We start from the raw sequence: 18,139 nt of genomic DNA on the forward strand, positions 1-18,139 counted from the left end.
GCGTCGTGAAGTGCGGGTCATGACTGCCGGGCAAACCCCGGGTGAGATCCGCAAGCAGCACCGGCGGGTCCGCTCGGGCGAGGACTTCGACATCATCATTGGGTTTTTGGGTTTTTGGGCAGTGGTCCTGCTGGCGGTCACCGTCTGGATGGAGGTGACAGCCCAGCCGGCGCTCGGCTGGGCTCTTGGGCTGCTGGCCACGCTGCTGGCGCTGTACGGAATGGTTCGGCTCCGGCGTCGCCTGCCCGGCCGGACCGGCACCCGGAGGCGCTGACCGGAGGCGCGGGCGTAACGAACGGCGCCGGGACGGGGCGGACAGTAGGATGAAGCGTCGCCGCGGGCGGCGTGCCGGCCGCGCTTCCGCGGGCGGCCGATAAGGGGACACGGTGGCACGGACAACTGATAGGGCGCAGCGCGGCGGCCATTCCGGCGTCAGCATCGAAGACGTGGCGGCCGCGGCGGGCGTTTCCACCGCCACCGTTTCCCGGGCCGTCCGGGGCCTGCCCCGGGTCTCGCCGGCCACACGGGAGAAAATCCTCGACGTGGCCGAGGCCCTCGGCTACGTCGCCTCCTCGTCCGCCTCCGGCCTGGCCACCGGCCGCACCCGGACCATCGGGGTGCTGGCCCCGTTCGTCAGCCGCTGGTTCTTCTCCAAAGCCATCGAAGGCGCGGACCGGGAACTCCACGGCCGCCAGTACAACCTATCCTTGTTCAACCTGGGCGGGCACGGCAGCCCCCGTGAGCGGCTGTTCAGCAAGACGATGGTCTACAAGCAGATCGATGCGCTGCTGGTGCTGTGCATGGCCCTCACCCGCCAGGAACTGGCCCACCTGCACAAGATCGACATTCCGCTGGTGGTGGTCGGCGGCCACGTTGAGGGCTGCGCCTACATCGGAATCGACGACTACGACGCTGCCTCCACCGCGGTGCGCCACCTGATCGACCTGGGCCACCGCGACATCGCGCTGCTGCACGGCGACGACGAGACGGACCTGAACTTCGATGTGCCCCGGGTGCGGATCAAGGCGTTCCAGGATGTCATGGCCGAGGCCGCGCTGGAGGTCCGGCCGGAATGGGACCAGTGGGGGGATTTCACCGTCCGCAGCGGGCAGCAGGCATTCCAGCGGCTGTGGAGCCTGCCCGGTGCGAAGCCCACGGCGATCTTCTGCGCGTCCGACGAGATGGCCCTGGGCGTTCTCTTCGAGGCCGCCCGGGCGGGTGTCCGGATTCCCGAGGAGCTGTCGGTGGTGGGGATCGACGACCACGAATTCGCCGCCGCTGCCGGACTGACCACGGTGGCGCAGCGCCCGGACCAGCAGGCGGAGCTGCGCACCAAGATGCTGCTCGACGAGCTTGACGGGATTGCCGGCGCGGTGCGCTCCTCGGTGGCCCCGCACCGGTTGATCGTTCGGAGCACGACGGCGCCGCCGCGGCTTCCGTTGCGACTGGCCTAGGAGGCGCGGGCCAGCTGCCGGATGGGGATCCAGCGCGAGGCCAGACGCCGGTAGGCGGCGGCAGCTCCGGTCATGTCGCCCTCGGCGAGGCACTCGATGCCCAGCCGTACGTCCAGTGGTGAATCGTCCGGGTACACCTTGTCCGCCACCGCGCCGTAATCCAGCTCCACGACCGAGTCCGGGTGGAACAGCTCCAGCCATTCGGTGAGCTGGGTCAGGTCATCGAGCATGTCGATGTCCGGGGCGGCCAGGGCAAGATGGGCGACGGCGTGCCGGACCCGGGCGAGCGCGGCGGCAATGGTTGCCCGGATGCGAACCGTGACGATCCTTCCGGCGGACTCCACCACGTCGGTGGGGTCTGATTCCTGGAAGAGGCAGAACCAGCTGAACGGAATCCCCCAGGTCGAGGCCCGGGTGTGGACGCGGCGGACGCCCTCGCGGGCCTTGACCTGGTCGATGCGTTCCTGGTGCCGGTCGCGTTGCTCCTCGGGGATCAGGAGCTGTGCCAGCGGGCCGTGGATGCCCTCCATCAGGGCGTTGGCTGCCAGTCCGGCCCGAAGGACCAGCTGGCTGGGGCAGTACAGCAGTCTGGCCGGAACCACGCTCCCCGGCTCGGCGTCGTCCCCGGCGGGGCCCGCCGGTCCGTCAGCAGAGCCGCTGACGGACAGTGTCCGCACCAGGTCTGTCTGGCCGGTGGGAAAGGGGTCCCCGCCGGGCCGGGTGATGCGGCCCAGCGACGCCAGCAGTTCGGCGTTCTCCACTGCGGCCCGGGACTCCGACCGGGCGCCGGCGGTGCGCAGGCCCTCCTGCTGTTCGGCGGGGAAGGCTTCCAGCGGTTCATACACCCGCAGCGTCGAGGAGAACGGCAAGCCGGCCTGGCCCTGATACAGGTTCCCCGTCATCGTTGCCCTGCGTTTCCCCGGCGGGCGTCCATCAGCCGGCCAGCTCCACGATCACGGGCGCGTGGTCGGAGGCGCCCTTGCCCTTGCGTTCCTCGCGGTCGATCGAGGCCCCGGTCACCCGGGCGGCCAGCGCGGGGGAGGCGAGGACGAAGTCGATCCGCATCCCTTCCTTCTTGGGGAACCGGAGCTGGGTGTAGTCCCAGTAGGTGTACACCCCGGGGCCCGGCGTGTACGGCCGGACCACATCGGTGTAGCCGGCGTCTTCGAAAGCGTGGAACGCCGCGCGTTCCGGTTCGCTGACGTGGGTCATTTTCTGGGCGCGGAACAAGTCGATGTCCCACACGTCCTCGTCCCGCGGTGCGATGTTCCAGTCGCCCATCAGCGCCACCTGCGCCCCGGGGTCCGCCTGGATCAAGCCTTCCGCGTGCGACCGGAGCGAGTCCAACCATTTGAGCTTGTAGGGCATGTGCTCGTCATCGAGCGAGCGGCCGTTGGGGACGTACAGGCTCCAGATCCGGACCCCGCCGCAGGTCGCGGCGATCGCGCGGGCCTCCTGGACCTCGTCCTTGCCGTTCTTTCCGAACATGGGCTGGTCCATGAAGGTGCGTTCGACGTCGTCGAGTCCCACCCGGGAGGCGATGGCCACGCCGTTCCACTGGCTCAGGCCGAAGTGCGCGACCTCGTAGCCCATCCGCTCGAACAGTTCCCAGGGAAAGTTGTCGTCCTTGCATTTCGTTTCCTGGATGGCCAGGACATCACAGTCGGTGCGTTGAAGCCAGGCCTCGACACGGTCGGCACGGGCACGGAGCGAATTCACATTCCAGGTAGCAATCTTCACAGTTCCTAACTTACCGAACTTGGCCGCGCGGGGCTGCCGCCCCTGGGTCCGGCATTCGACTGCCCTCTACGGCCGAAAAAGCCACGACAAGACCACGGGCATTATTTGATTCCCGGAACGGCGAGTCGGAACGGGAGCGGAGATCTGAGAGCAAAACATCGGTTACGCTAAGCATGCTTAGTATGTGGGTGGAACATTTTCGTCTTCACCCCATGACCGAACGCCAGATGGCATCAACAGCCACCTGGCGGCAACCAATACGAGGAGAGTCTCATGTTGCTTTGGATAGCTATCGTTATCGCCGCCCTTTGGCTGCTCGGCCTGCTGGCGAACATCGGCGGAGGACTGATTCACATTCTTTTGGTAGTCGCCGTGATCGCCCTGATCGTCCACCTGGTCCGGGGCCGGTCCCGCGTTTGAAACCGCGGCGCATAGAACAGGAAGCCCGCCTCATTGAGGCGGGCTTCCTATTCTGCTGAAGGGGCAGTCAAGGCACTGATGTCACGATCAGTGGGTAAAGCCGGACGCGAGGCCCTCCCTGAGCAAGGCCTCCGCCGTGGCCGGTACCTGGCGGCGGGCTCTGGAGATTAGTAGGAAGTCCGAGTATATTCGGGGGCAGAGATGATCTAGGTCACATGCAAAGGAGCATTCCACCATGGTTCGTGAGCTTTCCCATTACGTCGGCGGCCAGCACGTGGAGGGCACGTCGGGGCGCTTCAGTGACGTCTACGACCCGTGCACCGGTGAAGTCCAGGCCAGGCTTCCGCTGGCCAGCGCCGAGGAAGTCCGCAACGTGATTGCCAACGCCGAGAAAGGCCAGCTGGAATGGGCTGCGATGAACCCGCAGCGCCGCGGCCGGATCCTGCTGAAGTTTGTGGATTTGGTCAACCAGAACATGGACGAGCTCGCCACCCTGCTGTCCTCCGAGCACGGCAAGACCTTCCTGGACGCCAAGGGCGACATCCAGCGCGGCATCGAGGTGGTGGAGTTTTCGGCCGGAGCCCCGCACCTGCTCAAGGGCGAATTTTCCGACAGCGCCGGCACCGGCGTCGATGTCCACTCGATGCGGCAGCCGCTCGGCGTCGTTGCCGGCATCACGCCGTTCAACTTCCCGGCCATGATTCCGCTGTGGAAGTCCGGGCCGGCCCTGGCCGCGGGCAACTCCTTCATCCTCAAGCCCTCGGAGCGGGACCCCTCGGTGCCGCTGCGGCTGGCCGAACTGTTCACCGAGGCAGGCCTGCCCGACGGGGTGTTCAACGTGGTCAACGGCGACAAGGAAGCCGTGGACGCGCTGCTGGAAGACCCCCGCGTCCAGGCCATCGGCTTCGTCGGTTCCACCCCGATCGCGCAGTACATCTACGCCACCGCAGCCGCGCACGGCAAGCGCGCCCAGTGCTTCGGCGGAGCCAAGAACCACATGGTGATCATGCCGGACGCGGACCTGGACATGGCCGCGGACGCCCTGATCGGCGCCGGCTTCGGCTCGGCCGGTGAACGCTGCATGGCCATCTCGGTCGCCGTCCCGGTGGGCCAGCAGACCGCCGACGCGCTCGTGGCAAAGCTGCAGGACCGCATCGCCGGGCTCAAGGTCGGCCCCAGCCTCGCCAAGGATTCGGACTTCGGCCCCGTCGTAGCCGCCTCCGCCAAGGAACGGATCGAGGGCTACATCGCCTCCGGCGTCGAGGAAGGCGCCAGCCTCGTCACGGACGGCCGCGGCATCACGGTGGAGGGCTACGACGGCGGCTTCTGGGTCGGTCCGACGCTGTTCGACAACGTCACCAAGGACATGAAGATCTACAAGGAAGAGATTTTCGGCCCGGTCCTCAGCGTGCTCCGCGCAGCCGACTATGACGAGGCCCTCCGGCTCTGCAGCGAGCACGAATTCGGCAACGGCGTGGCCATCTTCACCCGCGACGGCGACGCCGCCCGCGACTTCGCCAGCCGCGTCCAGGTTGGCATGGTGGGGATCAACGTGCCCATCCCGGTGCCGATCGCCTACTACACCTTCGGCGGCTGGAAGGCCTCGGGCTTCGGTGACCTGAACCAGCACGGCGCCGACGCCTTCCGCTTCTACACCAAGACCAAGACGGTCACCAGCCGCTGGCCCTCCGGCATCCGCCAGGGCGCCAGCTTCGTGATGCCGGAAGGCAGCTGATGGCGGTCCGGCCCGCCGAAATGGCAGCCGACGCGCCCGCAGAAGTCCTGTTTGAGCGGCGCGGCCGGCTCGGCGTGGTCACTCTGAACCGGCCCAAAGCCGTCAACGCGCTCACCGCGGGGATGGCGGCAGCAATGCTGGAGCGGCTCACGCTGTGGGCCGCCGACGACGACGTCGCCGCAGTGCTGGTCCGCGGCGCCGGCGACCGGGGTCTCTGCGCGGGCGGTGACATCGTGGCCATCTACCGCGACATGCTCGGCGGCGGCGGTGACGCCACGGCAGACTTCTGGGCGGTGGAGTACCGGCTGAACCTGCTGATTTCGCAGTACCCCAAACCGTATGTCGCGCTCATGGACGGACTGGTGCTCGGCGGCGGAGTGGGAATTTCCGCGCACGGCTCGGTCCGGGTCGTGACCGAGCGCACCCGGATGGGCATGCCCGAGACCACGATCGGGTTCGTCCCCGACGTGGGCGGGACTCTGCTGCTGTCCCGGGCGCCGGGCGAAACCGGCACCCACGCGGCCCTGACCGGCGCGCACCTGAGCGGAGCCGATGCGTTGTTCCTGGGGCTCGCGGACAGCTTTGTCCGGTCCGAGCAGCTGGCGGACCTGGCGGAGGCCCTGGAAACCGAGCCGGTGGACGCCGCCGTGGCCCGTTTCGCCCAGGCCGCGCCGGACTCCGCCCTCGCCGCACAGCAGGACTGGATTGACGCCTGCTACAGCGCCGATCAGGCGGAGGAGATCCTGCGCCGGCTGCGGGCGTTCGGCCAGCAGGGCGAAGCCTGGGCGCCCGACGCCGCCGACGCCGCAGCCACCATCGAGGCGAAGTCCCCGACGGCGGTCAAGGTGGCGCTGGCCTCGCTGCGCCGCGCCCGCGGGCTGGACCTGGCCGGAGCCCTGCAACAGGAATACCGCGTGGGTCTGCGCTTCCTGGCGGGCCCCGACTTCCGGGAAGGGATCCGCGCGCAGGTAGTGGATAAGGACCGCACCCCGCACTGGCGCCCGGCCAGCCTGGCGGAGGTCAGCAACGACGACGTCGAGGCGTACTTCGCGCCGCTGGGCAGCCGCGAACTGCGGCTTACCCCGCAGGAGACGAACGCAGCGGCCGACGCAGCGACAGGCGCATCGGGGAACCCAGCGCCGACCAAGGAGAAGAACCATGTCTGAGACCCCTGCGCCCGGCACTTCGGTGCCCCTGACCGGCACCATCGCGTTCCTCGGCCTGGGCCACATGGGCGGTCCGATGGCCGTCAACCTGGTCAAGGCCGGCTATACGGTGGCCGGCTTCGACGTGGTGCCGGCGGCCCTGGACGCGGCGCGGGCGCACGGAATCACCACTGTACAGACGGCCGAGGAGGCCGTGGCGGGGGCGGCCGTCGTGCTCACCATGCTGCCCAGCGGCAAGCACCTGCTCGACGCCTACCGCGGCACCGCCAGCGAACCGGGCCTGCTGGCCGTCGCGGCGCCGGGGACGATGTTCCTGGACTGCTCGACCATCAATGTGGACGAAGCCCGTGAGGCCGCGGCCCTGGCGGTCGAGGCGGGCCACCGGGCCGTGGACGCGCCGGTGTCCGGCGGCGTGGTCGGCGCCGAGGCGGGAACCCTGACGTTCATGGTGGGGGCCTCGGCCGAGGACTTCGAGGCCGTCAGGCCGCTGCTCGAAGTCATGGGCAAGCGCGTGGTTCACTGCGGTGGCCACGGTGCGGGCCAGGCGGCCAAGGTCTGCAACAACATGATCCTGGGCGTCTCGATGATCGCTGTCAGCGAGGCGTTCGTGCTCGGCGAAAGGCTCGGGCTGACGCACCAGGCCCTCTTCGACGTCGCCTCGGCCGCCTCCGGGCAGTGCTGGGCGCTGACCACCAACTGCCCGGTTCCCGGGCCGGTTCCGACCAGCCCGGCCAACCGCGACTACCAGCCGGGCTTCGCCGGCGCCCTGATGGCCAAAGACCTCAAGCTGGCGCTCAACGCCCTCGAAAGCACCGGCGTCGCCGCCCGGCTGGGGCCCCTGGCCGCCGAAATCTACGAGACGTTTGCCGCGGAAGGTGGTGCCGGCCGGGACTTCTCCGGCATCATCACCGACATCCGGGACAAATCCGAACAGCAGCCGAAGGGACAGGCATGACCGAGTACGCAAACATCCTGCTGGAGCGCCGCGGCCGGGTGGGCATCGTGACGCTCAACCGGCCCGAGGCATTAAATGCCCTGAACAAGGCCACCATGGAAGAACTGGTGGCGGCCGTGACCGCCATGGACGCCGACCCCGAGGTCGGCGCCGTCGTGCTAACCGGCTCGGCCAAAGCGTTCGCCGCCGGCGCGGACATCAAGGAGATGCAGTCCAAGGGCTACATGGAGATGTATGCCGCCGACTGGTTCCGCGGCTGGGAGGACTTCACCCGGCTGCGCATCCCGGTGGTGGCAGCGGTCTCCGGGTTTGCGCTCGGCGGCGGCTGCGAGCTGGCAATGATGTGCGACTTCATCATCGCCGGGGACAACGCGAAGTTCGGCCAGCCCGAAATCAACCTCGGTGTGCTGCCCGGCATGGGCGGGTCGCAGCGGTTGACCCGGGCGGTGGGCAAGGCCAAAGCCATGGACATGATCCTCACCGGCCGGTTCATCGACGCCGCGGAGGCCGAACGTTCCGGGCTGGTGTCCCGCGTGGTCCCGGCCGCCGACGTCGTGGCGGAAGCCGTGAAGGCAGCCGAGGTCATCGCCGCCAAGTCCAAGCCGGTGGCGATGGTGGCCAAGGAGGCGGTCAACGCCGCCTTCGAAACCGGGCTGGCCCAGGGCGTGCTGTTTGAACGCCGGGTGTTCCACTCACTGTTCGCCACCGAGGATCAGAAGGAAGGGATGGCCGCGTTCAGCGAAAAGCGGCAGCCAGACTTCACCCACCGGTAGGAACGCCCGCCGGGCCGCCGCCGCGGCACGGTTCCTGGGCGGTTCCGGGAAGGAGGCAGCGGTGAATTCCGGATTCCTGGGAGTAGGCGCGTCCCCGGCGGAGGCAGCGGCCATGGTTCCCGGTGACGGGCTGGTCCCCGCCCCGGATGTGGTCATGGACCGCGGCTTCGACCTGCCGGCACCGCCCGAAGCGGTCTGGCCGTGGCTGGTCCAGCTCGGCAAGCAGCGCTCCGGCTGGTACCTTCCCCGCCGCGTCGAGGCGCTGATCCCGGTACGGCGGCGGGCCCTCCGCCACCTGGACCCTGACCTGCAGGACCTCCGCGCCGGAGACGTCATTGCCGACTGGGGCGGGCCGGGCGCGACCTTTGAGCTCGTCAGGGTCGACCCGCCGCGGGCCCTGGTGCACCGCTCGCAGCGCGGCCGCCTCGCGATCAGCTGGGCCATCATGCTCCGGCCGGCGGCCGGCAGCGGGACCCGGGTGCACCTCCGGCTCCGCCTCGCGGGCGTCAAACGGCGCCGGCTGCTGGAAATCGGGGGCGGCCTGTTCGACCTCCTGACCATCGCCGGACTGGCAGCCGGGCTGCGGGAAAGGCTCCGCGGTGACCCCGTGCCCCCTTCTAGGCCACCGGAACCTCCCATCGCCCGGCCTTAACCCGGCCGCCGTTCCGGCGTTAAATTCGCGGCAGCCGGCGCCGCGCACAGAGCACGGCATCGTGGACCGTGACGGGCACGCCGTCGGCGCCGGTGACGGTGCGTGGACGGGCTGCGGACGCCATGATCTCCCAGTCGAGCGGATCCAGCTCCGCGGCAAGCTGTTCGGCCGTGAAGAGCAGCCCGGCGGACGATGGCCGGCGCACACTGGTTTCCAGGTCCGACGGGTGATGGCCCACGATCAGCAGCGTCCCGCCGGGAGCCACGGCCGCCGCCAGCCGCCGGTATACCGTGTCCCGGTGCGGCGGCGGCAGGTGCAGGAACTGGGCGGAGACCAGGTCGAACGGGCCGCCGGGGACCGGTGACGCGCTAAGGTCCAGGTGCAGCCAGGTGATCCGTGCGGCCGTTTCCGGGTCATCGTCGACGGCGGCCGCTGCCCGCGCCAGGGCAACGGTGGAGATGTCCACTGCGGTGACCCGCCAGCCGCGGCGCGCGAGCCAGATGGCGTCGGCACCTTCGCCGGCCCCAACATCCAGTGCGGAGCCGGGAACGAGGTCCGCCGCCTCGGCCACCAGCTGGGGGTTGGGTTGTCCGCTCCACACGGCCTGGTGCTCCCCGCGCTCGCGGTACCGTTCGTCCCAGAATGCTTCGTCAAATTCCATCCGGATCTCCTTGAGGCAGACGTGAGTGTGGCCGGTCAGCCGGCTGGAATGCCGATCAGGCCGATGATCAGGGCCATCACCGTGAGGGTTACCAGTTCGTGGGCGCAGTTCAGGACGGTCAGCCCGGCGGGGCGGCCTTCAAAGGCGTCGTGGGTGATGAAGCGGGCGGCGGTAAAGCCGGCCCACAGGATCAGGGCGGTAACCAGCGTGTTGGCCAGGAAGTTTCCGCCGTAAAAGTGCTGGGAGATGGCGGCGGCGCCGGCCAGCACCCAGGCGCTGACGAAACTGACCACCAAGGTGAGGAGGATGGGTTTAATGGCATCCCTGGCTTCCCCGCTCGGCGTCACCTTGGCCACGCGCATCCAGTAGTTGCCGAACACCTTGGGCGTGTACCAGGCGGAGCCGACCACCATGCTGGACAGCATCGCCAGCAGGACGGCCCAGATGTTGATCTCCGGAATCATTGTGCAGTTCTCCTCCGCTTGAGGCGGCCAGGGCGGCGGCCCGCCTTCGAAGTGTACGGCTCAGCCGCTGAAGTCCCCGGCATTGCGCCGGAAGTCGCCCAGGATCCGGATCAGCTGGTCCACGTCCGGTCCGTCGAATCCGGACCGGCCGAAGACCTCCGAGTTGAGCACCGCCGTCGCCCGCTTGGCGAGGGTGCGTCCCTCCGAGGTGAGCTCGATCAGGGTGGTCCGGCCGTCGGTGGGATGCGGGGACCGGCGCACCAGCCCGGCCTCCTGCAGCCGGTCGACGGCGTTGGTTACGGAGGTGGGATGCACCTGCAGCAGCGCGCTGGCCTTGTTCATCGGCAGCGCGCCGCTCCGGGCGAAACTGAGCAGGGCCAGCAGTTCGTAGCGCGCGAACGTCAGACCGAACGGCCGGAGGGCAGATTCGATCCGGGCCAGCAGGATCTGCTGGGTCCGCATGATGGCCGTGATGGCGGCCATCGGGGCAGCGACGTCGGCCCAGCCGTGCCGCTCCCAGTTCAGCCGGGCGTCGGCGATCGGATCACGCGGCAGCGGCGCGCCCATGCCTAGCCTTGGCCTCTCAAGCCGGGGAAATCGGTCTCGGAGTACTCGATGCCGAGACCCTCCGGTACCCGGCCCGGCCCGTGGCGCAGTTCCTCGCTGTGCCGCAGTTCCACGCGCCGGATCTTGCCGGAGATGGTCTTGGGCAGCTCGGCGAATTCGAGGCGCCGGATCCGTTTGAACGGTGCCAGGTGTTCGCGGCAGTAACGCAGGATGTCCTCGGCCAGCTCCGGTCCCGGCTCGTGGCCGGCGGCCAGGACAATGAACGCTTTGGGCACGGAGAGCTTGAGCGGGTCCGGCGACGGGACGACGGCGGCCTCGGCCACGGCCGGGTGTTCGATCAGGACGCTTTCGAGCTCGAACGGGGAGAGCCGGTAGTCGGAGGATTTGAACACGTCGTCGCCGCGGCCCACATAGGTGATGATGCCGCGTTCGTCCCGGCTCGCCATGTCCCCGGTGTGGTAATACCCGTCGCGGAAGGCATCCGCGGTCTTCTCCGGATCCCCGTAGTAGGCCTTCATCAGACCGACGGGCCGCGGGTCGAGGCGCAGGCAGAGTTCGCCGTCGTCGGACTCGGCGCCGGTGGCCGGATCGACCAGGACCACGTCGTAGCCCGGCAGGGGCCTGCCCATGGCGCCGATCTTGATCGGCTGGCCGGGGGTGTTGGCGATCTGGACGGTGGACTCGGTCTGGCCAAAACCGTCGCGGATGGTCTGGCCCCAGGCGCGGTTGACCTGGTCGATCACCTCGGCGTTCAGTGGTTCGCCGGCGGAGACCACTTTGGTGGGCGGGTGCTTGAGCAGGGTCAGGTCGGCCTGGATCAGCATCCGCCAGACGGTCGGCGGAGCGCAGAAACTCGTGACGCGCTCGCGGTCCATCTGCTCCATCAGCGCCCTCGCGTCGAAACGGTCGTAGTTGTAGATGAACACGCAGGCCTCGGCGATCCACGGCGTGAACACGTTGGACCAGGCGTGTTTGGCCCAGCCGGGGGAGGCGACGTTCAGGTGCACGTCGCCGGGTTCCATCCCGATCCAGAACATCGTGGACAGGTGTCCAACCGGGTAGGAGGTATGCGTGTGTTCAACGAGCTTCGCCTTCGATGTGGTGCCGGAGGTGAAGTAGAGCAACAGGGTTTCATCCGCCAGGGTGGGCCCCTCCGGTGTGAAGTCCGCCGCCGCACCGGCCGCTTCGGCATACTGCAGGGCCGCACCGGGAGCCCCGGCACCGGAACCGCCGTCGCCGATCTCAATCAGGGTATAGGCGCCCGGAACGGCGTCGAATTTCGCGAGGTTGGAACTGCCGACGGCGGCCCAGCTGGCACCGCCCCGCTCCACCCGGTCCTGCAGGTCAGCCGGTCCCATCAGGGTGGTGGTCGGGATCATCACGATGCCGAGCTTGATGCCGGCCAGCATCAGCTCCCAGAGCTCGACCTGGTTGCCGAGCATGATGATCATCCGGTCGCCGCGGCGGACGCCCTGGCTGCGGAGCCAGTTGGCCACCTGTGCCGAACGCGCGGAAAGGTCCCTGAAGCTGCGCCGCGTGGCCGTGCCGTCCTGTTCCACAATCACCAGGGCGGGCCGGTCAGCCCTGGCGGGGTCGGCCGCGAGCTGGTCGAACCAGTCCAGGGCGAAGTTGAACTCCCGGAAACGCGGCCATTCAAATTCCTGGCGGGCCGCGGCGTAATCCTCGCGCAGGGCCAGCAGCCGGTCCCGCGCGGCGCGGAACTCCTCAGTGACGGTCATGGTGCACCTTTCGGGTCCGGCCGGCCGGGGCCCTGGGCGGGTCCCTCCGGCCTAGTGATCCACATCACTGTGCAATATACTAGGACATCCAAGGGTTTGGAAGAGCCGATGCTGCCGCCCGACGCGGCGCAGGACGAAGGGATGCATGCCCGTGCAGACACCAGGAAACGCCGCCGGACAGACCGCCAGCACCGCCGGCCCAGGCAGTGCCGCCGCCGACGCCGGCCGGAGCGGGAGCCTTGAACACGAGGTCCCCGCAGGCCCGTTACCGGGGCCGGCGACGCCGCCGTTCCCGGATGCGGACCTGATGTACATAGTGGACCTGCTGCCCGCGGAGGAGCGGGCCCGCTACCAGGAAATCCGGGAGTTCCTGCAGACCAGGATCCGGGCGGCGTCGATCGACTACTGGAACCGCGAGGAGTTTCCCTTCGGCCTGCTCTCGGAGCTGGGAAAGCAGGGCCTCGGAGGGCTGCAGACGGACGGGACCTCCAAGCTCTTCAAGGGGCTGATGTACGTCGAGGTGGCCCGCGCCGACGTCTCGCTCTCGGCCCTGGTGGGGATCCACAATGAACTGATCGTCGGCATGATCGATGAACTCGGTTCAGAGGAGCAAAAGGCCCGCTGGCTCCCGGGGCTGTGCTCGTTCACCCAGCTCGGGGCGTTCGCGTTGACCGAGCCCGAGCACGGCTCGGACATCGCCGGCGGGCTGGCCACCACCGCGCGGCTGGATAACGGTGAGTGGGTGATCAGCGGCGCCAAGCGCTGGATCGGTGCGGGCACCATCGCCGATTTCGCCCTGGTCTGGGCCCGCGACGTCGCCGACCAGCAGATCAAGGGCTTCATCGTCGAAACCGACCGCCCCGGTTACACCGCCACCAAGATTTCGAACAAGATCGGCCTGCGCATCATGCAGAATGCCGACATCGTCCTGGATGAGGTGCGGATTCCTGCCTCCAACCTGCTGCCCGGCGCGACAGACTTCTCCCGGGCCAACGAACTGCTGCGCGACTCGCGTGCCTGGGTGGGCTGGCAGGGAGCCGGCATCCAACTGGCCGCCTTCGATATAGCCCGTGCCTATGCGCTGGAGCGGCGGCAGTTCGGCAAGGAACTGGCGCGCTTCCAGCTGGTCCAGCAGCAGCTGGCAGAAATCCTCGGCAACGCGACGGCATCACTGGCGCTGATGGCCCAGCTGGCACGGGTCCAGCAGGAAGGAAAGCTGGAAATGGTGCAGGCCGCCATGGCCAAGTCCACCACGACCAGGCTGGCCCGCGCCTCCGTGGCAATGGGACGCTCGCTGCTGGGCGGCAACGGAATCAGCACCGACTACGAGATGGGCAAGCTCTTTGGCGATGCCGAAATCCTGTACACCTATGAGGGCAGCTACGAGATCAATTCGTTGATCGTGGCCCGCGCGGTGACCGGCAAGTCCGCCTTCGTCTAGCCGTCAGGGCACGCGGACGATCTGTGACTCGGATGGAAGCTCAACACCTGTCGGAGTCTCAAACGCGATGGGCATGCCCCTCGCACGGGACCATTGAATGCTGTCGGTGACCTGCACATGGACATGTGGTTGAGTACTGTTTCCTGAGTTTCCACACTGACCGATTGTCTGCCCGCTCTTGACCGCTTCACCGGCCTCGACGCAGACGGAGCCCTTGCGCAAGTGGGCAATCAGCACGAACGGCCCGTGCTCAGCCAGGGCGATGACGACATGATTGCCAGCTATGGCGGCTGCCCCGCGCTGGATACGCTGCGGCTGCCCCGCCATGTAGGCGAGCAGCGTCAGTTGCGACCGTCGAGCTTCGTGATCGTCTTCGCCGTCATGAGCGACGACGACGCTGCCGGTAGCAGGTGCCATGACGTCGGCACCGAATCCGACGAAGCTGTCGGGTCGTTCCGTGGCTACAGCCGCCCTCCAGTTCCAGGCAGCGGACCGCCCGCGAAAATCCACCGGAATGAAGTCGATGGCGAAGGTGGTCCCCATCAGGTCCGTCCCATGACTTGGCACCCGCCGCGCGGGGCTATTCCGCGCACGGAAGCTGCCCGCGAGCGGGTACTGGAGCACGATCGGACCGTGCTCGTTCGGTAGCGGGGTCACGCGATCATTCTCCTGCTTGCACTCAACCAAAACTAGGCCACACCGGCCCGTAAGCGTCGGTCGTCCACCGGATGCGCCGCCGCTGGCTTTTCGGCGCTCGTCGAATCCGCCTCAGGGCAGGAAACGGTAGCCGATCCCGGCCTCCGTGAGCAGGTGCCGCGGAGCTGCGGCATCCGGCTCCAGCTTGCGGCGCAGCTGGGCCATGTACACGCGGAGGTAGTTGGTTTCCTTCGCGTAGGCCGGGCCCCAGACCTCGGACAGCAGCTGCTGCTGGGTGATGAGCTTCTCCGGGCTGCGCACCAGGACTTCCAGCATTTTCCATTCCGTCGGGGTGAGCCGGACATCCTCCCCGTCACGGGTGACCCGGCGCAGGCCGAGGTCGACGGTGAAGGTATCGGTGGTGACGAGCGGAGCGTCGGCGGCCTCGGCGCTGCGGCGCAGGAGCGCCCGGAGCCGGGCCAGCAGTTCATCCAGCCCGAACGGCTTTGTGATGTAGTCATCAGCGCCGGCATCCAGGGCCTGGACCTTGTCTGCCGAGCCGTGCCGCGCCGACAGGACCAGCACCGGCACCGGGCTCCAGCCGCGCAGCGTTGCCAGCACCGCGGTGCCGTCCATGTCCGGCAGGCCCAGGTCCAAAATAACCAGCGCCGGCGGGGTCCGGGCGGCAGCCTGCAGGGCCGTGCGGCCGTCCTCGGCGACGGTGACCTCGTAACCGTGGGCCCGCAGCGTGATCTGGAGGGCTCGCAACAGGTAAGGGTCGTCGTCGACCACCAGAACCGCGGTCATGGCGTGTCCGTCGGGGAGGAGAGGACCGGCGGCGCGTGCCGGCGGCCGACCATGACGGACTGCGGCTCCAGCGGGGCCTGTGCGTGCTTCGTCCGGACGGGGGACCCTTCGGAAAGCGGCAGGCAGACCACCATGGTCAACCCGCCGCCGGGGGTTGCTTCCGCGTTGAGCCGGCCGCCCATCGCCTCGGTGAAGCCCTTCGCGACGGCCAGGCCCAGCCCGACACCTGCACCGTTAGAGTCCACGAGCCGTTGGAAGGGCCGGAACATCTCCACTACTTTCTCCGCCGGGACACCGCTGCCGTGGTCGATGATCCGCATTTCGCCCGCGGGCCGGCCGTTCACCGCGGTTGGGCTCAGTCCGTCGGTGCCGCCGGTGAGGACGACATCTGAATCGGGGGCGTATTTGATCGCGTTTTCGACGATGTTGGCGATCACCCGTTCCAGCAGGCCCGGGTCCGCGTCGACCTCCGGCAGGTTGGCGGCTAGTTCGATCCGGACCCGGTCCGGGCTCGTGCCGTGCAGGGCGCTGCTGGCCACGTCGTACCAGCGCACCGGCCGGAGCAGGGGCTGGACCGCCTCGGACGTGATCCGGGACATGTCCAGCAGGTTGGCCACCAGGGCGTCCAGACGGTCCGAGCAGGCCTCGATGGTTTCCAGCAGGGCCTGCTCTTCGTCCCTGGAGTACCGGACGTCCGCCTGCCGCAGGGCGCCGACGGCCAGCTTGATGCCGGCCAGCGGGGTGCGCAGATCGTGCGAGACGGCCCGGAGCAGTGAGGTCCGCATGGTGTTGACCTCCGCGAGGCGGCGGACCTGGCTGCGGCTGGCCAGCAGTTGCTGGTTCTCCAGCTGGGCGAGCAGGTGCACGCCAAAAACGCTGAGCAGGCGGCGGTCGCTCGCGGGCAACACCCGGCCGGTGAGAACCAGCCGGGTGGCAGCGTTGATTTGTTCCACGTTGTCCACGCGTTCAGCGCCGCCGCCGCTTTCACCGTCGCCGTTTTCACCGTCGCCGTCGCCGGGGCCGGCGCGGGCGGGCCGGCCGCCGCCGTCGGGAGCGCCGCTCCGGGCGAAGCTGCCGACGCCGGCGAGCAGCCGCCAGCCCGGGGCACCGTCGGCCGTCCCGGACCCGGTGGCCCCGGCACGCTGTCCTGTTTCGCCGGTCGGCCCCGCGGCGTCGTCGGCCCCGGTGAGCCCGAACAGCGCAGCGCCGCGCACCCGGAAGACATCCATTGCCTGGTTCAGCAGCCCGGTGAGGGTGTCCTCGGCCCCGACCGCGCCGCGTGAGAGTTCGGCCAGGGTGGTGGCTTCGGCCCGGGCCCGGCTGGCCTCCTTGGAGCGCCGGGCGGACAGGTCCACGACGACCGCGACGGCGGCGGACACGCCGACGAAGACCAGCAGGGCGAGCACATTCTGCGCATCGCTGATGGCCAGATTGCCCACCGGCGGCGTGGAAAAGTAGTTCACCAGCAGGCTGCTCCACAGGGCCGCGAGGATTGCCGGCCAGAGTCCGCCGACCAGGGCCACGGCAACCGAACCGGTCAGCTGGACCAGCATGGAGGTAGCCAGGTTCTTATCCGGGTTGGACTGCAGCACCACCTGCAGCATTACCGGCAGCAGCACGGCCAGGCCGAAGCCAACGCCTACCCGCAGCCGTCCCAGGTCCCGTTGCCGGCCCTGGCGCCCGCGCCCGGGTGCCCCTACCTGCGGGACCAGGTGGACATCCAGCCCGGCCGCACCGCGCAGCACCCTTGCACTGGTGCCGCCGCCGCGCAGCCCGGCCAGCAGGCGGGCAGCGCCGCCGCGGGCCGGGACGCCCAGAACCAGCTGCGACGCCTGCGCGCTGCGGGCAAAGTCGAGGAGGGCGGCGGCAGGTTCCTCTCCGGTGACCAGGTGGTAGCTGCCGCCGAGGTCCTGGACCAGCTGCCGCTGCGCCTCAAGGGCGCGCGGCGACTCGGCGGCGACTCCTCCGGCGCCCCGAACGTGGACGGCCAGCAGGTTGATGCCGCTGATGCGGTTCAGCAAGCGGGCGGCGCGGCGGATCAGGACTTCGCCCTCCGGCCCGCCGGGCAGGCCCACCACAATGCGCTCACGGACCGGCAGGCCGACGTCGGCGCGGCCGTCCGCACCGGCGGTCGCCAGGTCCTCGTCCACCCGGTCGGCGAGCCAGAGCAGGGCAAGCTCGCGCAGCGCGGCCAGGTTTCCGGGACGGAAGGAGTGGGACAGTGCGGCGTCAACCCGGTCCGCCGGCACAATCTTGCCGGCGGCGAGCCGCTGCCGGAGGAGGTCGGGGGAGAGATCAACCAGCTGGAGCTGGTCCGCGCGCCGGACCACCGCGTCCGGCACGGTCTCAGCGGGGCGGTCCCCGGTAATCGCGGTGACCGCGTCGGCCAGGGAGGCGAGCTGTCGGATGTCCAGGGCGGACAGGACGTCGATTCCCGCTGCCACCAGCTCCTCGATGTCCTGCCAGCGGTACCGGTTCCGGCTGCCGGGGACGTTGGCATGGGCGTACTCATCCACGATCGCGGTGCCCGGAGACCGGCGAAGCACCGCGTCCAGGTCGAGCTCCTCGACGAGAACCCGGCCAACCGGCGTGCGCCTGGTCCCGATCGCTTGCAGGCCCGCGAACAGCTCGCGGGTGTCGCGGCGGCCGCGGTCGCGAGCCAAGGCGATCACCACGTCCTCGCCCGCGTTCTTCAGCCGGTGGCCCTCGTGGAGCAGGGCGTACGTCTTGCCGACGCCTGGTGCGGCCCCGAGAAAGATGCGCAACGTTCCACGTGCCATGCAGTCATTCTTCCATTGCCGTCCGGGTATGGCGGGGCGCCTGCCGTCAAGGATTCGTCAAGATCCCCGTCCCAGCGGCGGTCTGGCGCCCAGCCGCTGCTAGCTTCACATCAGAGGCAGAGTGCGCACCCGCCCGACCACGAAGTGGT

At 69.0% G+C, this 18,139-nt stretch carries 18 protein-coding genes; 9 read left to right on the plus strand and 9 right to left on the minus strand.

All coding sequences use genetic code 11. From position 1 onward, the window contains the following. The first annotated feature begins 19 nt into the window (after positions 1-19). Positions 20-274 (plus strand): hypothetical protein, encoded by a 255-nt coding sequence (locus tag AC3ANP_RS06805; protein WP_488332568.1) that lies wholly within the window; start codon positions 20-22, stop codon positions 272-274. 112 nt (positions 275-386) lie between these two features. After that, the gene (locus AC3ANP_RS06810) at positions 387-1,454 is read left to right on the plus strand and encodes a LacI family DNA-binding transcriptional regulator (RefSeq protein WP_488332569.1); all 1,068 of its coding nucleotides are present in this window, start codon (positions 387-389) and stop codon (positions 1,452-1,454) included. On the opposite strand, the gene AC3ANP_RS06815 is transcribed toward AC3ANP_RS06810, so the two are convergent. Then, positions 1,451-2,356 (minus strand): DUF8083 family protein, encoded by a 906-nt coding sequence (locus tag AC3ANP_RS06815; protein WP_488332570.1) that lies wholly within the window; start codon positions 2,354-2,356, stop codon positions 1,451-1,453. The two genes, AC3ANP_RS06810 and AC3ANP_RS06815, sit on opposite strands and share 4 nt — an antisense overlap. A gap of 31 nt (positions 2,357-2,387) precedes the next feature. Continuing rightward, a complete protein-coding gene (locus AC3ANP_RS06820; protein ID WP_488332571.1) occupies positions 2,388-3,194 on the minus strand; it encodes an exodeoxyribonuclease III in 807 nt (268 codons plus the stop codon). Between the two features lie 273 nt (positions 3,195-3,467). Here AC3ANP_RS06820 and AC3ANP_RS06825 point away from each other — a divergent pair, with 273 nt between their 5' ends. From AC3ANP_RS06825 to AC3ANP_RS06850, 6 genes are all read left to right on the plus strand, one after another. Continuing rightward, positions 3,468-3,614 carry a lmo0937 family membrane protein gene (locus AC3ANP_RS06825; protein WP_488332572.1) on the plus strand — a complete coding sequence of 49 codons (147 nt, stop codon included), beginning with the start codon at positions 3,468-3,470 and terminating at the stop codon, positions 3,612-3,614. Between the two features lie 235 nt (positions 3,615-3,849). Continuing rightward, positions 3,850-5,349: a CoA-acylating methylmalonate-semialdehyde dehydrogenase gene (locus AC3ANP_RS06830; RefSeq protein WP_488332573.1), complete on the plus strand. Its 1,500-nt coding sequence runs from the start codon at positions 3,850-3,852 to the stop codon at positions 5,347-5,349. After that, positions 5,349-6,515, plus strand: a complete 1,167-nt coding sequence (locus AC3ANP_RS06835) for an enoyl-CoA hydratase/isomerase family protein (protein ID WP_488332574.1) — start codon at positions 5,349-5,351, stop codon at positions 6,513-6,515. The genes AC3ANP_RS06830 and AC3ANP_RS06835 overlap by 1 nt, the downstream gene beginning before the upstream one ends. Further along, positions 6,508-7,470: a 3-hydroxyisobutyrate dehydrogenase gene (mmsB, locus tag AC3ANP_RS06840; protein ID WP_488332575.1), complete on the plus strand. Its 963-nt coding sequence runs from the start codon at positions 6,508-6,510 to the stop codon at positions 7,468-7,470. The genes AC3ANP_RS06835 and mmsB overlap by 8 nt, the downstream gene beginning before the upstream one ends. After that, a complete protein-coding gene (locus AC3ANP_RS06845; RefSeq protein ID WP_488332576.1) occupies positions 7,467-8,243 on the plus strand; it encodes an enoyl-CoA hydratase in 777 nt (258 codons plus the stop codon). Before mmsB ends, AC3ANP_RS06845 begins: the two co-directional genes overlap by 4 nt. A 61-nt stretch (positions 8,244-8,304) precedes the next feature. Beyond that, entirely contained in the window at positions 8,305-8,895 is a 591-nt protein-coding gene (locus AC3ANP_RS06850) for a hypothetical protein (RefSeq protein ID WP_488332577.1), read from the plus strand. A 19-nt stretch (positions 8,896-8,914) separates the two neighbouring features. Here the strand turns inward: AC3ANP_RS06850 and AC3ANP_RS06855 are convergent, their stop codons facing one another. Genes AC3ANP_RS06855 through AC3ANP_RS06870 form a run of 4 tightly spaced genes read right to left on the minus strand, consistent with a single transcriptional unit; the run spans position 8,915 to position 12,326 of the window. Next, positions 8,915-9,556, minus strand: a complete 642-nt coding sequence (locus tag AC3ANP_RS06855; protein ID WP_488332578.1) for a class I SAM-dependent methyltransferase — start codon at positions 9,554-9,556, stop codon at positions 8,915-8,917. 35 nt (positions 9,557-9,591) lie between these two features. Next, complete coding sequence (locus AC3ANP_RS06860) at positions 9,592-10,020, minus strand: DUF1761 domain-containing protein (protein ID WP_488332579.1); 429 nt, start codon at positions 10,018-10,020, stop codon at positions 9,592-9,594. Between the two features lie 60 nt (positions 10,021-10,080). Then, a complete protein-coding gene (locus AC3ANP_RS06865) occupies positions 10,081-10,587 on the minus strand; it encodes a MarR family winged helix-turn-helix transcriptional regulator (RefSeq protein WP_488332580.1) in 507 nt (168 codons plus the stop codon). Between the two features lie 2 nt (positions 10,588-10,589). Next, a complete protein-coding gene (locus AC3ANP_RS06870) occupies positions 10,590-12,326 on the minus strand; it encodes an AMP-binding protein (protein WP_488332581.1) in 1,737 nt (578 codons plus the stop codon). A gap of 307 nt (positions 12,327-12,633) precedes the next feature. Here AC3ANP_RS06870 and AC3ANP_RS06875 point away from each other — a divergent pair, with 307 nt between their 5' ends. After that, positions 12,634-13,767: an acyl-CoA dehydrogenase family protein gene (locus AC3ANP_RS06875; protein ID WP_488332993.1), complete on the plus strand. Its 1,134-nt coding sequence runs from the start codon at positions 12,634-12,636 to the stop codon at positions 13,765-13,767. A gap of 3 nt (positions 13,768-13,770) precedes the next feature. On the opposite strand, the gene AC3ANP_RS06880 is transcribed toward AC3ANP_RS06875, so the two are convergent. The 3 genes from AC3ANP_RS06880 to AC3ANP_RS06890 form a co-directional block, all read right to left on the minus strand. Further along, entirely contained in the window at positions 13,771-14,310 is a 540-nt protein-coding gene (locus AC3ANP_RS06880; protein ID WP_488332582.1) for a M23 family metallopeptidase, read from the minus strand. A 225-nt stretch (positions 14,311-14,535) separates the two neighbouring features. Then, positions 14,536-15,210 (minus strand): response regulator, encoded by a 675-nt coding sequence (locus AC3ANP_RS06885; RefSeq protein WP_488332583.1) that lies wholly within the window; start codon positions 15,208-15,210, stop codon positions 14,536-14,538. After that, entirely contained in the window at positions 15,207-17,990 is a 2,784-nt protein-coding gene (locus AC3ANP_RS06890) for a DUF4118 domain-containing protein (RefSeq protein WP_488332584.1), read from the minus strand. The genes AC3ANP_RS06885 and AC3ANP_RS06890 overlap by 4 nt, the downstream gene beginning before the upstream one ends. Positions 17,991-18,139 lie beyond the last annotated feature (149 nt).

The sequence above is a fragment of the Arthrobacter sp. JB02-1C genome (genome assembly GCF_057748045.1).

Bases quoted from the DNA above. Each gene is read 5' to 3' on its own strand.
- AC3ANP_RS06860 (WP_488332579.1), bottom strand. From the start codon at position 10,020: ATGATTCCGGAGATCAACATCTGGGCCGTCCTGCTGGCGATGCTGTCC.
- AC3ANP_RS06880 (WP_488332582.1), bottom strand. From the start codon at position 14,310: ATGGGGACCACCTTCGCCATCGACTTCATTCCGGTGGATTTTCGCGGG.
- AC3ANP_RS06835 (WP_488332574.1), top strand. From the start codon at position 5,349: ATGGCGGTCCGGCCCGCCGAAATGGCAGCCGACGCGCCCGCAGAAGTC.
- AC3ANP_RS06855 (WP_488332578.1), bottom strand. From the start codon at position 9,556: ATGGAATTTGACGAAGCATTCTGGGACGAACGGTACCGCGAGCGCGGG.
- mmsB (WP_488332575.1), top strand. From the start codon at position 6,508: ATGTCTGAGACCCCTGCGCCCGGCACTTCGGTGCCCCTGACCGGCACC.
- AC3ANP_RS06805 (WP_488332568.1), top strand. From the start codon at position 20: ATGACTGCCGGGCAAACCCCGGGTGAGATCCGCAAGCAGCACCGGCGG.
- AC3ANP_RS06875 (WP_488332993.1), top strand. From the start codon at position 12,634: ATGTACATAGTGGACCTGCTGCCCGCGGAGGAGCGGGCCCGCTACCAG.
- AC3ANP_RS06825 (WP_488332572.1), top strand. From the start codon at position 3,468: ATGTTGCTTTGGATAGCTATCGTTATCGCCGCCCTTTGGCTGCTCGGC.
- AC3ANP_RS06885 (WP_488332583.1), bottom strand. From the start codon at position 15,210: ATGACCGCGGTTCTGGTGGTCGACGACGACCCTTACCTGTTGCGAGCC.
- AC3ANP_RS06870 (WP_488332581.1), bottom strand. From the start codon at position 12,326: ATGACCGTCACTGAGGAGTTCCGCGCCGCGCGGGACCGGCTGCTGGCC.
- AC3ANP_RS06845 (WP_488332576.1), top strand. From the start codon at position 7,467: ATGACCGAGTACGCAAACATCCTGCTGGAGCGCCGCGGCCGGGTGGGC.
- AC3ANP_RS06890 (WP_488332584.1), bottom strand. From the start codon at position 17,990: ATGGCACGTGGAACGTTGCGCATCTTTCTCGGGGCCGCACCAGGCGTC.
- AC3ANP_RS06830 (WP_488332573.1), top strand. From the start codon at position 3,850: ATGGTTCGTGAGCTTTCCCATTACGTCGGCGGCCAGCACGTGGAGGGC.
- AC3ANP_RS06815 (WP_488332570.1), bottom strand. From the start codon at position 2,356: ATGACGGGGAACCTGTATCAGGGCCAGGCCGGCTTGCCGTTCTCCTCG.
- AC3ANP_RS06865 (WP_488332580.1), bottom strand. From the start codon at position 10,587: ATGGGCGCGCCGCTGCCGCGTGATCCGATCGCCGACGCCCGGCTGAAC.